The sequence below is a fragment of the Marivirga atlantica genome (genome assembly GCF_016734805.1).
GTDB lineage: Bacteria > Bacteroidota > Bacteroidia > Cytophagales > Cyclobacteriaceae > Marivirga > Marivirga atlantica.
In genome coordinates, this window is record NZ_JAERQG010000003.1 from 498,739 (window position 1) to 513,139 (window position 14,401).

General features: G+C 35.0%; 14 protein-coding genes and 2 tRNA genes. 14 read left to right on the forward strand and 2 right to left on the reverse strand.

What is annotated here, in order from left to right; all coding sequences use genetic code 11:
* The first annotated feature begins 5 nt into the window (after positions 1-5).
* The 7 genes from JKP34_RS13885 (at position 6) to JKP34_RS13915 (ending at position 5,958) form a co-directional block, all read left to right on the forward strand.
* Positions 6-1,400 carry a bifunctional UDP-3-O-[3-hydroxymyristoyl] N-acetylglucosamine deacetylase/3-hydroxyacyl-ACP dehydratase gene (locus JKP34_RS13885; RefSeq protein WP_201922664.1) on the forward strand — a complete coding sequence of 465 codons (1,395 nt, stop codon included), beginning with the start codon at positions 6-8 and terminating at the stop codon, positions 1,398-1,400.
* A 55-nt stretch (positions 1,401-1,455) separates the two neighbouring features.
* A complete protein-coding gene (gene lpxA, locus JKP34_RS13890) occupies positions 1,456-2,238 on the forward strand; it encodes an acyl-ACP--UDP-N-acetylglucosamine O-acyltransferase (RefSeq protein ID WP_201922666.1) in 783 nt (260 codons plus the stop codon).
* A 14-nt stretch (positions 2,239-2,252) separates the two neighbouring features.
* Complete coding sequence (locus JKP34_RS13895) at positions 2,253-2,876, forward strand: ABC transporter ATP-binding protein (protein WP_201922670.1); 624 nt, start codon at positions 2,253-2,255, stop codon at positions 2,874-2,876.
* 62 nt (positions 2,877-2,938) lie between these two features.
* Complete coding sequence (locus tag JKP34_RS13900; protein WP_201922672.1) at positions 2,939-3,382, forward strand: hypothetical protein; 444 nt, start codon at positions 2,939-2,941, stop codon at positions 3,380-3,382.
* A gap of 68 nt (positions 3,383-3,450) precedes the next feature.
* On the forward strand, positions 3,451-3,987 hold the full coding sequence (locus tag JKP34_RS13905; protein ID WP_394368677.1) for an NUDIX hydrolase: 537 nt from the start codon (positions 3,451-3,453) through the stop codon (positions 3,985-3,987).
* A gap of 1 nt (position 3,988) precedes the next feature.
* Positions 3,989-5,047: a saccharopine dehydrogenase family protein gene (locus tag JKP34_RS13910; RefSeq protein ID WP_201922675.1), complete on the forward strand. Its 1,059-nt coding sequence runs from the start codon at positions 3,989-3,991 to the stop codon at positions 5,045-5,047.
* 191 nt (positions 5,048-5,238) lie between these two features.
* Entirely contained in the window at positions 5,239-5,958 is a 720-nt protein-coding gene (locus JKP34_RS13915; RefSeq protein WP_201922678.1) for a tetratricopeptide repeat protein, read from the forward strand.
* A 70-nt stretch (positions 5,959-6,028) separates the two neighbouring features.
* Here JKP34_RS13915 and JKP34_RS13920 read toward each other — a convergent pair.
* Both JKP34_RS13920 and JKP34_RS13925 read right to left on the reverse strand, forming a co-directional pair.
* A tRNA-Glu gene (locus JKP34_RS13920) sits at positions 6,029-6,100 on the reverse strand.
* 41 nt (positions 6,101-6,141) lie between these two features.
* Positions 6,142-6,213 (reverse strand) — tRNA-Glu (locus tag JKP34_RS13925).
* A 173-nt stretch (positions 6,214-6,386) separates the two neighbouring features.
* Here JKP34_RS13925 and gap point away from each other — a divergent pair.
* The 7 genes from gap to JKP34_RS13960 all read left to right on the forward strand — a co-directional run bounded on the left by gap (position 6,387) and on the right by JKP34_RS13960 (position 14,362).
* Positions 6,387-7,379, forward strand: coding sequence for a type I glyceraldehyde-3-phosphate dehydrogenase (gene gap, locus JKP34_RS13930; RefSeq protein ID WP_201922680.1), 993 nt, complete (start codon positions 6,387-6,389; stop codon positions 7,377-7,379).
* A gap of 242 nt (positions 7,380-7,621) precedes the next feature.
* Positions 7,622-9,853, forward strand: coding sequence for a TonB-dependent receptor plug domain-containing protein (locus JKP34_RS13935; protein ID WP_201922683.1), 2,232 nt, complete (start codon positions 7,622-7,624; stop codon positions 9,851-9,853).
* Positions 9,853-10,377, forward strand: a complete 525-nt coding sequence (locus tag JKP34_RS13940; protein ID WP_201922685.1) for a YfiR family protein — start codon at positions 9,853-9,855, stop codon at positions 10,375-10,377. The genes JKP34_RS13935 and JKP34_RS13940 overlap by 1 nt, the downstream gene beginning before the upstream one ends.
* 91 nt (positions 10,378-10,468) lie before the next feature.
* Positions 10,469-12,154 carry an ATP-binding protein gene (locus tag JKP34_RS13945; RefSeq protein ID WP_201922689.1) on the forward strand — a complete coding sequence of 562 codons (1,686 nt, stop codon included), beginning with the start codon at positions 10,469-10,471 and terminating at the stop codon, positions 12,152-12,154.
* A 111-nt stretch (positions 12,155-12,265) separates the two neighbouring features.
* On the forward strand, positions 12,266-13,240 hold the full coding sequence (locus JKP34_RS13950; protein ID WP_201922694.1) for an NAD(P)-dependent alcohol dehydrogenase: 975 nt from the start codon (positions 12,266-12,268) through the stop codon (positions 13,238-13,240).
* 31 nt (positions 13,241-13,271) lie between these two features.
* Positions 13,272-13,790 (forward strand): hypothetical protein, encoded by a 519-nt coding sequence (locus tag JKP34_RS13955; protein WP_201922696.1) that lies wholly within the window; start codon positions 13,272-13,274, stop codon positions 13,788-13,790.
* A complete protein-coding gene (locus JKP34_RS13960) occupies positions 13,790-14,362 on the forward strand; it encodes a Crp/Fnr family transcriptional regulator (protein ID WP_201922699.1) in 573 nt (190 codons plus the stop codon). Before JKP34_RS13955 ends, JKP34_RS13960 begins: the two co-directional genes overlap by 1 nt.
* The last annotated feature ends 39 nt before the right edge of the window (positions 14,363-14,401 follow it).

Consider the following 14,401-nt stretch of genomic DNA (forward strand, 5'->3'; position numbering starts at 1 on the left):
AATACATGCATACCAAACAGCATACAATAAAAAGTCCGATCACCATTTCCGGAACCGGATTACATACAGGAGTAAAAGTTAACCTTACCTTTCGGCCTGACGATATTGATTCAGGTATACGCTTTAAACGTATTGACTTACCAGATCAGCCCATAATTGAAGCAGATGCCGATTTGGTTACAGATATATCCCGAGGTACAACACTATCAAAAGGTGAAGCCAAAGTTTCAACTGTTGAACATGTTTTAGCAGCTTTGGTGGGTTTGCAGATTGATAATGTAATGATTGAACTGGATGCTGCTGAAACTCCTATTATGGATGGTAGTTCTATTCTATTTATTGAAGCACTGGAAGAAGTAGGACTGCAAGAACAAAATGCGCTTAGAAACTTCTTTGAAGTACCTGAGGGTATTTTTTACTATGACGATGCCAAGAATGTAGAAATGGCGGCATTGCCGGTTGATGACTACAGAGTGACAGTAATGATCGACTATAATTCAAAAGTACTGGGTAGTCAGCATGCATCTCTAAACAATATTACAGATTTTAAAAGAGACATTGCCTCAAGCAGGACTTTCTGCTTTTTGCATGAATTACAATACCTATATAATAACAACCTTGTAAGAGGTGGAGATCTAAATAATGCCATTGTTGTAGTAGATAAACTTATTGAGCCAAAGGAGCTAGATGAATTAGCTGTTCTATTTAATAAGCCAAAGATTGAAGTTAAAGAAGAAGGAATACTTAACAATATTGATCTGAGGCATAAAAATGAACCTGCAAGACATAAGCTGTTAGATGTAGTAGGTGATTTGGCCTTAGTAGGTCGACCAATAAAAGCACAAATTCTTGCTGCAAGACCAGGCCATTCAACAAATGTTGAATTTGCTAAAAAGATCAAAAAAGTTATCAAGCAGACTGAAAAGGCTGCTCCAAAATACAATCCTCTTGAGGCACCTGTTATGGATATTGAGGGGATTTCGTCTATGCTGATGCACAGATATCCTTTCCAGTTAGTTGATAAGATTATTCACCAGGATCACAAAACTGTCATTGGTATTAAGAATGTAACAATTAACGAAAACTTTTTTCAAGGTCATTTCCCAAACAACCCAGTAATGCCTGGAGTTTTACAAATTGAAGCTATGGCTCAGACAGGAGGTATTCTGGTACTTAGTACAGTAGAAAATCCTTCTAATTACTGGACATACTTTTTAGGGATAGATAATTGTAAGTTTAGAAGAATGGTTAAACCAGGTGATACCATGGTTTTAAAGTGCGAACTTATGGCGCCCATTAAAAGAGGTATTGCAAAAATGATTGGTACAGCTTATGTAGGTAACCACATTGTAAGTGAAGCTACATTAACTGCCAGAATTGTTAAAAAAGAAGAAGTCTAGCTATATTACCTTTTGAAAGGAAATATACCTTCTTAAAAAGAAAAGCTTTCATAGCATGATCAATAAAAATATGTCATTTATTCATCCTGAGGCTAAAATTGGTAAGGATGTTACAATAGAACCTTTTTCATATATTGATAAGAACGTTGAAATTGGTGATGGCACCTGGATAGGACCTAACGTTACTATTAATGATGGGGCACGTATAGGTAAGAACTGTAAGATTTTCTCTGGCTCAACAATTTCGGCCATACCTCAGGATTTAAAATTTGAGGGGGAATCAACAACTACTGAAATTGGTGACGGTACTGTAATCCGTGAATATGTTAACATAAGTCGTGGTACAGTTGATAAAAAAACCACAAAAATCGGAAGTAACTGCCTGGTAATGGCCTATGTACACATAGCACATGACTGTATCATTGGTAATCATTGTATCTTAGTAAACTCCGTACAAGTTGGCGGACACGTCTCTATAGACGATTGGGCCATAATTGGTGGTGCTTCGGCCATACATCAGTTCGTGAAGATTGGCAGCCATGTAATGATTTCAGGTGGTTCTTTGGTCAGAAAAGATGTCCCTCCTTTTGTTAAGGCAGCCAGAGAGCCTCTTACCTATTGTGGTATTAACTCAGTAGGTTTAAGAAGAAGAGGATTTACAAATGAACGAATTAACGATATTCAAGAGATATATCGTAATTTATATTTAAGTGGACTCAATAATGCAAAAGCACTTGAGAAAATTGAAACATTAATTACCTCAAGTGAAGAAAGAGACACGATTACCTCTTTTGTGAGAAACTCTGAAAGAGGCATAATGAAAGGATACGGTAATTAATTCAGTTCATATATATGAAGCTTGAATTAAGATCACTTTCCAAAAAATTCAATAAAAATCATCTGTTTAAGAATCTCAATCTTTCCATTGCTGAAGGAGAGACGGTAGCCATAACAGGTGCTAATGGATCGGGCAAGTCTACTCTTTTAAAAATAATTTCAGGTTTAATAGCACCTCAAAAAGGTGAAATTATAATTAGTATAAACCAGCATACTATAAATAAAGAAGACTATCACAAGCATATTAATATATGTGCACCTTATGTTGACTTAATTGAGGATTTTACTTTAGAAGAGCATTTAAATTTTCATAGCCAATACAAAAAGCCAATTGATATAAATTTCTTACTAGAAGAGTTGAAAAATTGCGGTCTTGAACCCCATCGGCATAAGCTTGTGCGAGAATTTTCATCAGGAATGAAGCAACGTTTAAAATTAATTTTAACTTGCTGCTTCAATGGAGAAATACTTTTATTAGATGAGCCAGGTTCTCATTTAGATGAATCTGGAAAAAATTGGTATAAAAGAATCATTAATAAAAGGGTTAACAATAGCATAACACTCATTTTCTCCAATGATGTTAACGAATATATTAGTTTTACAGAAAAAATAGTTAACATTGAAGCTTTAAAACATTAGCTACACTATTGTTTTAAATAAAACTTTAATACTTTTACACCGAATAAATAAAACACTTAATTATGAAAAAACATCTTAGCCTCCTAAGTTATGCGCTTTTAGCTATCACAATTATTTTTGCATCATGTAAGCCAGATGATAATATTCCTTCTGAGGAAGAACAAAAACTTAATGATTTAGCGGGAAGTTATGCTCTAACGGGAGCTTCTGTTGATACAGAATCATTAGCTGGTATTATTTTTACTTTTACTACAGATGCGGATTATTCAATAACTGGGTATGAAGAATTTGTTGCTGCTAACTTAAATCATGATGATGTATTTGCTGCATCTGGTACTTTTTCATTAAACGACAACCTTGACGTAGCAACTTTAAGCCCTGGTGGTGAAGTAACTATCGTTAGTATTAATACAGAAACTGGAATGTTAGTACTACTATATTCATCACCTTTTCCTAAGTCGAGTGATGTAGCACAAGACATTACTTTAACTTTGACCAAACAATAAGAAATTATTTGTAAATAATATCAAAGCCGTCTTAATCAGACGGCTTTTTTTATGCTATTTTTTGTACAGTGAAAGGATTGCAAAAACAATTAGGCCAATATTCTCCTACCTCTATAGAAGAAATAAGTTATAAGCAGCGCATGCTTTATCTGTTAGAAGATTCTAAAGAAAGAGCCTTTATACGGGAAAATCTAAATGCTCATTTTACAGCCTCAGCATGGATTCTATCTTCCGATAAAAGTAAAGTATTATTGCTTCACCATACAAAACTAGACAAATGGCTACAACCTGGGGGGCATGCTGATGGTGAATTCGATTTATTGAAGGTTGCATTAAAAGAAACGCAAGAAGAAACTGGTTTAGTAGACTTACAGCTTCTTACTCCAGAAATATTTGATATAGACATACATATCATACCTCAAAGAGAAGAGGTACCTGAACATGAACATTTTGATGTTAGGTTTGCCTTTAACACCAAAAATGAAGGTGAAATTCAAATCAACAATGAGAGTAAAGCTTATAAATGGATTAAATTGCAAGAAATTAATCAAATAACTCAAGAGCAGTCTATTCTGAGAATGCAGCAAAAATCAAAAACCCTATAAAATGGAAGAAAGTATACTGATTTACGGAGCAAATGGATATACTGGTAAACTCATTAGCCAAGAAGCATTTAAACAGAAAATAAACGTTCACTTAGCTGGTAGAAATAAGTCTGCAATTCAAGAAATAGCAAAACAAACTGGTTTCGACTATTCAATAGTCTCGCTTGAGGAGAAAGATAAACTAAGGAACTTACTACAATCATTCCATACGGTTATACACTGCGCTGGGCCATTTACAGAAACAGCGAAACAAATGGTAGATGCGTGCATTGAAACAAAAACAAATTACCTCGACATTACAGGTGAAATTTGGGCTTTTGAGGAAGTTATGAATTATTCCAACCAGGCTAGTAAAGCAGAAATTAAATTAATTTCAGGGGTAGGATTTGACGTGGTTCCAACTGATTGCCTTGCAGCGATGTTAAAAGATAGAATGCCCGATGCAAATTCAATTGAAATGGCCTTTGTTGGAGATAAAACTGCAATGTCAAGAGGAACAGCAGTTACCATGGCTAAGAACATCTCTAAAGGAGGCTTTATTAGACAAGCCGGCAAGTTAAAAAATGTGCCTCTGGCCTATTCTGTAATAGAAATCGATTTTCCTCATAAGAAGCGTACCGTAATGTCTATCCCATGGGGAGATTTGATGACCACCTATCATCAAACGGAAATACCGAATATCACAATATACTCAGGCGCTAGCAAAAAGCTTATAAAGCGAATAAAACGATTCAGAGCTTTTAAATTTTTATTAGGCATTTCATGGATTCAGAAAAAGGTCCGAACAAAAATTGAGCAATCCATTACAGGACCTAATCAGAATAGTCTCAAAACCAGCCATACGTATATTGTTGGTACAGTAAAAAATAATAAAGATGAGGCACTCACCTTAAAAATGATTACCCCTGAAGCCTACAAGTTAACGGCTTTAACAGCACTTGAGGCTGCGAAAAGATTGATTAATGATAATTCCAGAGGTAAAACAGGCTACCTCACTCCTGCTCAAGCTTTTGGTAAAGATTTCATTCTAAGTTTTGAAGGAGTTGAACTTATTGAGTAAAGACATAAAAAAACCCCGGTGAACCAAACCGGGGTAAACTATCAACCTTAAAATTACGCCCATTTGAATAAATGAATCGTAAAGCTTGATACAAATGTAGGGCAGGTTTTTAAAACCTTTTTTTCGCATTATTGTATTTCCTTATTCATGTAAGGTTTTTCAATTATTTTAAACAATTATTGTACATACATATGATTTACCAATTCAAAAAAGTAATTCTAATTTTCACCCTAATTCTACTTGGTTGTTCAGCATCAGAAGAAGATTTAATTCAGGCAGCTAAGCGTAAAATGGACACTAAGGCTTATCCTGAGGCAATAGAATATGCTTCTCAAGCCCTATCTGAGAATAATACTAACCCAAACACTTTCAATTTGAGAGGTGTGGCTTACTTCTTGGAAAAGGATTATTCTAAGGCAATAAAGGATTTTTCATCTGCAATAAATTTAGACTCCACCAATTACAAGCCGTATTATAATAGAGGAAATGTATATCTAGAACAAAAAGAATACGAAAAGGCCTTATTTGATTACAACCGCGCCATTAGTCTTTTACCTAACAATGCAGATTTATATATCAACAGAGCAATAGTCTTATATGAGCTTAAGCAATTTGAAGAAGCACTTGCTGATAATGATTTTGCCATTAAGCTAAGTCCTGAAAATTATTTACCCTATTTAAACAAAGGTAAAACATTAGTGAAACTAGGTAACTTCAAGGAAGCCTCAGATATGTTAACCAATGTGGTAAAAATCAATGATGAGTTAGGCGAAGCTCATTATTGGTTAGGCTTCATCAGTATTAATACTGGCAAAAAAGACATTGGTTGCGATTATTTGATCAAGGCAAAAAACAGGGGATTTGAACAAGCTCAGGAGGCGATAGATAAATTTTGTACGAATTCGCTCTAGTAAATCTAACTTAACAACTTTTTTACCATTTAAATAAAAAAACCATCTTCTTGCGAAGATGGTTTTTTTGTAGCCCGTAGGGGAATCGAACCCCTGTTTCCAGGATGAAAACCTGACGTCCTAACCCCTAGACGAACGGGCCATAAAATATGGTAATCATTGTAAACCAATAAGTTGAAAAAGTAGCCCGTAGGGGAATCGAACCCCTGTTTCCAGGATGAAAACCTGACGTCCTAACCCCTAGACGAACGGGCCATTTTCAAATGGTGACGCAAATATAGAGGGTCAGTTTTTAAATGCAAAATTAACCCCAAAAAAAACATAGAAATATTTTCAGCGTTAAAGGAATGCTCACCTTATTTGATAATACTACCTAGGTGGTTTATATTTACTGAAATTTCTAAAACAACAACAAAACTAACTTCAACATGTCAAAAGTAAAAGTTGCTATTAATGGTTTTGGCCGTATTGGTAGGCTAACATTCAAAGCCCTTATGCAAAAAGATAATGTAGAGGTCGTAGCCATAAACGACCTTACTGACACCAAAACATTAGCACACCTGCTAAAATACGACTCTGTTCATGGTCGTTTTCCTGGTGAAGTATCTCATGATGATAATGCAATCATCGTAAATGGTAAGAGCATCAAAGTTCTAGCTGAGCGTGATCCTGCCAACCTTCCTTGGGGTGATCATGGTATTGAGATCGTACTTGAATCAACAGGTTTATTTGTTGATGAGGCGAGTGCAGGTAAGCATATACAAGCTGGCGCTAAGAAAGTAGTAATTTCTGCTCCAGCAAAAGGAAATATCCCTACAGTTGTATTAGGTGTTAATGATGATACAATGACAGGCGAAGAAACTATTCTTTCCAATGCGTCTTGTACAACCAACTGCCTTGCTCCTATGGCAAAGGTATTAGATGATACTTTTGGTATTGAGAAAGGCTATATCACCACGGTGCATGCTTACACTGCAGATCAGAGACTGCAGGATGCACCTCATAAAGATTTAAGAAGAGCTAGAGCTGCAGCTTATTCAATTGTACCAACTTCTACTGGTGCCGCGAAAGCTGTTGGTTTAGTATTACCTCACTTACAAGGTAAGTTAGACGGTATTGCTATGAGAGTTCCTATTCCTGATGGTTCTTTAACTGACTTCACACTTGAGGTGAAAAAAGAAACAACTGCTGAAGAAGTGAATGCCGCTATGAAAAAAGCAGCTGAAGGAAGTATGAAAGGAATTCTTGAATATGAGACGGATCCTATAGTTTCAATTGATATCGTAGGAAATACGCACTCTTGTATATTTGACTCTGCATTAACATCAGTTTCAGGTAAACTTGTAAAAGTAGTAGGATGGTACGATAACGAAGCAGGTTATTCAAATAGAGCTGCTGACTTAATCGCTAGAATAGCTTAATAAGTAAATTCTCCATATTTAGAAGCCCGGTTATTTTTTTGGAATAGCTGGGCTTTTTTTATAAACATTAACACCTCATTTTGATACTCACCGAAAATATTAGGCCACTTGTCTAGTAATTAGCTTGAAAATAAATTCAAATCAATTTCGATTTGTTTTAGTTAGTTTTATTGAACTATCTTATGTTTTATATGAAGATATGTAGTTTTCAAGCCCTATTAATAAGTCTTTTAGTTGCGTTAATGACATCTAATTTAAATGCTCAAGACCAAAATCAAGAGTTGAATGAATTATTTGAACTTGAACTTGAAGAGCTATTTAACCTAGAAGTAAGCGGTACCAGCCGAATACTAAAAAAGAGTGTTGCCAATGCTCCTTCTAAAATCATTACAGTTACAAGAAATCAAATTCGTAAAAGAGGTTATTCCTCATTGGTAGAAGTACTTGAAGATTTGCCTGCTTTTAAAATAGACCGTTTAGCCGATCCCCGTTACTATAATGATGTCTCTATTCGTGGTCTTCGCTATTCAGATAAATTTTTAATTCTAATTGACGGAGTAAGAGTTAGTTCACCAACCAATGAAATATTACCCATACTTGAAAACTATCCAGTTCATTTTGCCGAGCAAATAGAAGTCATTTATGGTCCATCATCTGCCCTATATGGTGCTGATGCCTTTTCAGGTGTAATTAATATAATTTCAAGAAAACCTGAGGAAGTAGACGGAACGGAAATTAGAGTTGAGGGTGGTCAGTATGGTTATGGTAATGCTAATTTAATAATGGGTAAAAAAATATCTCCTAAAACCAGTTTTATTGTCAGTGGGCAATTTATGTATGATCAACAGCCCGACCTATCAGACTACTATCCTAATGACTATCAATCTGGTGTGCAGGGGTTGAGAACTGGAACCTTTAATACCATTTTTGGTCCAATAACTCCTAATAATAGGGTTATACCTCTTGAAGAGCATCCGGTATCCACCTATGCCATTCATACCAGATTGAATGTGGGTAAGTTTTCGATAAACTATTTCGGCAATTATGCCAGAATCCCATCAACTACGGCTAATAGTCCAAATAACAGCGTTTATAACAGAGAATCATTTTTAGGACAATACACTAATACAGCAAATGCCAATTACACTTTCAGTAAAGGAAAATTAACATCTACCTCCTATTTAATTGGCAGCAGATATGATTTAGATCCATGGTCAAACTTTAGGAATGTATTTACTGCCATGGAGCCAGCCTATCTCTATTCATATAGTTGGAAGTTAAAAGCAGAGCAAATATTTAATTATCAGATTTCTGATAATGGATCGGTTACGGCAGGAGCTACTTTTGAACAATTTCTATCAGTACCTAGAAGTAACGATCTAGAATACCCTTTAAAAAAATTCACCCCTCATAATCCGATTGTAGCTAATACAATTAATAGCGACTACCCAGATGGTTTAGAAACCACTATTAAAAAAGTTCGCTACGCTAACTTTGGAGTTTATGCTGAGTATGATCAGAACATTTCAGATTATTTTACAACAACTTTAGGGATTAGATATGACAATAATACCAGATTTGGATCTACTATAAATCCACGTTTAGGCTTGGTTTGGAAACCGAGCAAGCAATTATCAGCTAAACTTATTTATGGAAGAGCATATCTGGAACCTTCTCCTCAATATACTTTTGATCAATATGGTTTATTGGAATATGATGAAGATACTCAGACGTTCTCAGCCGGCTTTGCTCAGTTGCCAAACCCTGACTTAAAGCCGCAGACTATTGGAACAACTGAGGCTGCACTAAAATATCTTTTTAAAGACATTTTTATTCTTGATGCTAATGTATTCTATTCCGAAAGCACAGGACTTATCAATCCTGTATTAGTACCTAGTGGTCCTAATTATACTTTAGAAGGATTTCCTGTTGAAACACCTCAGATATATCAAAACCTTGGTGTACAGCAAAATTATGGCTTCAATTTGCAGGCCACTTATCAAGCCAACCTAAATCAAAATTCTTCAGTAAGTCTATATGGTAGTTATGGATACCTCGAGGGCACTTTAGATCATGATGAATCAGAAGATGATATTAGAAATCTACCAGGAATATCTAATCACACAATTAAATTTGGTGGCTCTTATCAGTTTAGAAATTTATCAGCTTCTTTAAGATTTATAGGAATGGATGCTCAACGGGTGATTAACGTTGGAGCTGTTAAACCAAATGATATCACTCAATATCAATCGATCCCGGGCTACTTTATTGGTAATATGTTCATAGAATATCAGCTATCGGTATTCAGTATCTTTATAAAAGCCCATAATTTCTTTGATGTGCGTTACAGAAATGTGAATCTCGGAGCTGCTCCTCAGGGAAATGAAGTAGGGACTGCTTCGGCTGAATTTAGGAATGGAGCACCTCAAAATCCAGCGAGATATATAGGAGGAATCAGAATTAAAATTAATTAATGGTAAAAAGGCTCACCATATTGATCTTTTTCACCTTAATAATTACTCTCATTAACAAGAGTCAAGCTCAGGTTGATGATAGTCAGTTAAAATCCGTACTTATTGAACGTTTCTCTCGCTTTATGGAGTGGCCTGAAAACATGATTGATTCTGTCTTTGTGATCGAGGTATTAGATAATAAAGAAATGTACGAAATCATAAAAAAAACATATGCCAATAGAAAAATAAATAATTTACCTGTACAAGTCACTTTACTTTCATCCCAGAAAGAATATGATCACCCCATGTGCCATGTACTTTATGTAGGAAACTGCTATAGAGAAAATTCAACTAGCATTATTGAGATTTATCAACAATCAGGTGCCTTAGTATTAGGTCATGAAGATAGGTGTTTGGAAAATGGTGTTACGCTGGCCTTTATTAGTGATGGTAAAAAAGTTGTTTTTGGCTATGATGAGTTAGCACTAAAAAGGAATAAGGTTTCAATAAGTTATAAACTACTACAACTCGCTAAAAATCAGTAATTTGAACTTAAATTTCTATAATATATCTATAAGAAATAAACTGATAATAGTTATTCAGCTAGTTACAATAACAGCGCTGCTGGTAAGTTTTTTGAGTTATTTTATTTTCACCTCAGAGCGCGACAAGCAAAACCTTATTAACAGAATGGAAATAACAGCCAAGCTTGTTGGTGAGTATGCAGTAAGTCCTTTGGTTTTTGGCGATGCAGAAGGCGGAACTGAAATAATTACTCGCTTAAAAAGTATGCCTGAAATAGAAGAGGCATACATCCTGGATGATGATAAAGATATCTTTGCGAGCTACGTTAATGATTCTTCATCACATGAATATCATCCTTTTAATCCCAATAACAGTAGAGTTGAAGACCTATCGATATGGGATGATGCTTACTTCCATATTCTTCAAAAGATAACCTATAAAGGAGATGACTACGGAAGTATTTATTTAGTAGTAAGCTTAAGACCTTTCAAAGAAAGATTAATTAATGATCTAAGAGTATTGTTCATTAACATGCTTCTAATCATAGGTATTTCATGGGTTTTGAGTGTTATCATACAGCAGTATATTTCAAAACCAATTAAGAAGTTGGTAAAAACTACCAATGAGATTGTTCAGGAAGGTAATTACGACATTAGAGTAAAAAACCAAGGCACTGATGAGATAGGCCAATTATACGCTTCGTATAATAAAATGCTGGAACGTATTAAGCTCGAGAAAGAGCAACAGCAAAAATATTCCAAAGCACTTGAAGTTAGCGAAAGAAACTACAGAACAATTTTTGAGAATTCCATTGTAGGTATTTTCAATATCGACATTAAATCTGGCAAACTACTTCAGGCAAATGAGCGCTTTTATGAAATACTCAAATTAGATCCATCAAGGCTAGAGCAGTATACAATTGATCAGTTCCTGTCAAAAAAAGAAAGAGTTATTTTCCTGAAAACTATTGAGCGAGAGGGACAGATTGAGAATTTCGAAATCAACCATAAAGGCGACATCTGGATATCATTCTCAGGAAAAAGAATTAAAGGTCAAAACTCGATTGACGGAGTAATTCAGGATATAACTGACAGAAAAAAGAACTATCTGGAGCTTAAAAAGGTAAATTTCGAACTAGACAATTTTGTATATCATGCTTCACACGATTTACGATCACCTCTAAGATCTATATTAGGATTAACAAATCTGCTCAAGCATGATAAGCCCAGTGAAAATGGCATAGAACTAATTCAAAGAATAGAAAACTCTATTCTCCGACTAGACAACCTGGTAACTGATTTACTTACATTCTCAAAAAATAGTAGAACCAAAAGAGATATTGAAGAAATAGATTTTAAAGCCTTAATGGAAGAGTCACTTGAAGGTGTTCCTTACGAATACAAAGGAGATATTGAGGTAAGCGTAGAAATCAACGATAAGAATATTTTCAAAGGAGATAAAACAAGAATCTCAGTTATCATTAATAACCTACTGGTTAATGCCCATAAGTACCAAAGCTCAAAAAGAGATAAAAAACATATCCATATTAAAATAAAGACCAATAAAAAGGATATGCAATTTATCATATCAGACAATGGAGAGGGCATATCCGAAGAAAACCAAGAAAGAATCTTCGACATGTTTTATCGCGCTTCTGAATCTAGTGATGGTTCAGGTTTAGGCTTATACATCGTAAAAAATGTTGTTGACACATTAGGGGGTAGAATCTATTTAACCAGTACTGTTGATAAAGGGACTACTTTTGAAGTGATTATTCCGAATAATCAATCTATCTAGTAATTCGCAACTGATTTTATTGAGAAACAATAGCTATTATTAAGGGCCACAGGATTGAAAGAAATTATCTACTATCTGCATTGCAACTAACTTTTCATTATCTTCAACATCATGTTAAGTCACCTATTTAATAGCTACTCCCCTATTTATGAATTAGAAATTGGAGAAAGACCAATTCCTGAACCGAATAAAGACGAAGTACTTATTAAGGTGCATTGTGCTTCCTTGAATGATTGGGATCTGGAACTACTACAAGGTAAACCCTTTATCAATAAAATACTTTTTGGCCTTTTTAAACCTAAAATTGAAAGTCTTGGGATTGATGTAGCAGGTGAGGTAATTGCGCTGGGAGAAGATTGTAAAAACTTTCAGATTGGAGATAGGGTATTTGGCGATTTATCATCAGGAAAATGGGGTGCTCTTGCACAATTTACTACAGCCAGGGAAAAAGAGCTCCATAAAATACCTGATAGCATGTCATTTGAAGAAGCAGCAGCAACCCCACAAGCTGCTTTGTTAGCACTTCAAGGCCTGCTTGGTTTTGGAAATTTAGACAAAGGAAAAACAATACTGATCAATGGCGCTGGTGGGGGCGTTGGCACATTTGCAATTCAACTGGCCAAAGCAAATGGATTACATATTACCGGGGTTGATAAAGAGAGTAAATTTGAATTAATGAAATCACTTGGTTGTGATGTAGTGATAGATTATCGAAAAGAGAACTTTACTGATAGAGAGGATTCATTTGATTATATATTAGATGCCAAATCATTTCTGAAACCCAAAGATTATTTAAGAGCACTTAGAAAAGATGGAATATATGCCACAGCTGGTGGATCAATTCCGCTATTGCTAGAAATTGCTTTTAAAGGTTTTATGGCCAGCACCTTTGGTAGTAAAAAACTCAAGGTTATAGGATTGGAGCCTAACAAAAACCTTGACATTATCATTGCTTCTTTTGAAGAAGGTAAGTTAAAACCAGTTGTGGATAACAATATTTTCTCGTTGAATCAATTGGCTGACGCTTTTGATTATTTGCAGAAAGGTGAACACTTAGGAAAAGTTGTTATTAACATCCCCCATTAAAACTCTAGAATATAAATGCACAACAATAAACATGAGCAACACTAGTAAAATTGAAATTAAACAAGAGGCTTATCTCCCATACTCCTTCAAGCTTGTTGGCTTAACCATCAGTTTAATTTCATTCACTTTTATAGGTGTTATCATCAGTTCTTCGGGTACATTTGATCTCCTCTTAGGGCTTAAAGTATTAGGTCTTGCTGTACTGGCTATTTCAGGACTCATATTATTGACTGCTCATTATCGCCTGTTAATAGAACCAAATAAACGCAGCTACCTCGTTTACGTATGGGTTTTAGGCTTTAAATCAGGAAAGTCTGAATATTTTAACTATATAGAAAAAATATACATTAATGGCGTGAAGCTTAGCTCACGAAAAACGAGTTACTCAGGGCATGTTGTTGATCATAAGGATTATGTTTACAAAGCATTCATGAAACTTGACAATGGTGAGAAAATTCATCTGGATACTGACCATGATAGGGAAAAGCTGGATAAAAGAGTGAATTCTTATATCACACAATTAGGAAGTTTATATCAAGCAAATAATTAATGCAAACAGCGCTTCAGCAAACAATTAGTAACTTCTTTGGCATTAACAATCAAGCTACCAGTAGCATGTTGAGCTTTTTTAAAGAAGAGCATTTAACAAAAGATCAGTTTTTTGTAAAAAAAGAGCAATACTGCGACAGATTAAGCTTTATTCAAGAAGGCTATTTAAGGGTTTATGCAGAATCAGGGAATAAAGAAATTACTCAGTGGATTTCTGTCCCCAATTATTTTATTACCGAATTATCCAGCTATATTTTCGGTATGCGCTCCAGGTTTCATATCAGAGCAATTTCAGATTGCGTACTTTACACCATAAAAAAATCTGATTATGCACAGCTTAGTAAAGTAATTCCTAATTGGCCAGCTATAGAAAATAAGTTTATATCAAGCTGCTTTATCACACTGGAGAATCGTGTCTTTAATTTTCTTTCTTTAAGTGCTGAAGAGCGTTATGATAAACTCTTTGAAGAAAACAAGGAGATTTTTAATCAGGTGCCATTGCAATATTTAGCTTCCATGCTTGGCATGTCGCCTGAAACATTTAGTCGAATCCGCAATAAAAAGCTTTCTTGATTTAAGTCAAGAGCAAGCCCTGCATTAGAAGCTACCTTT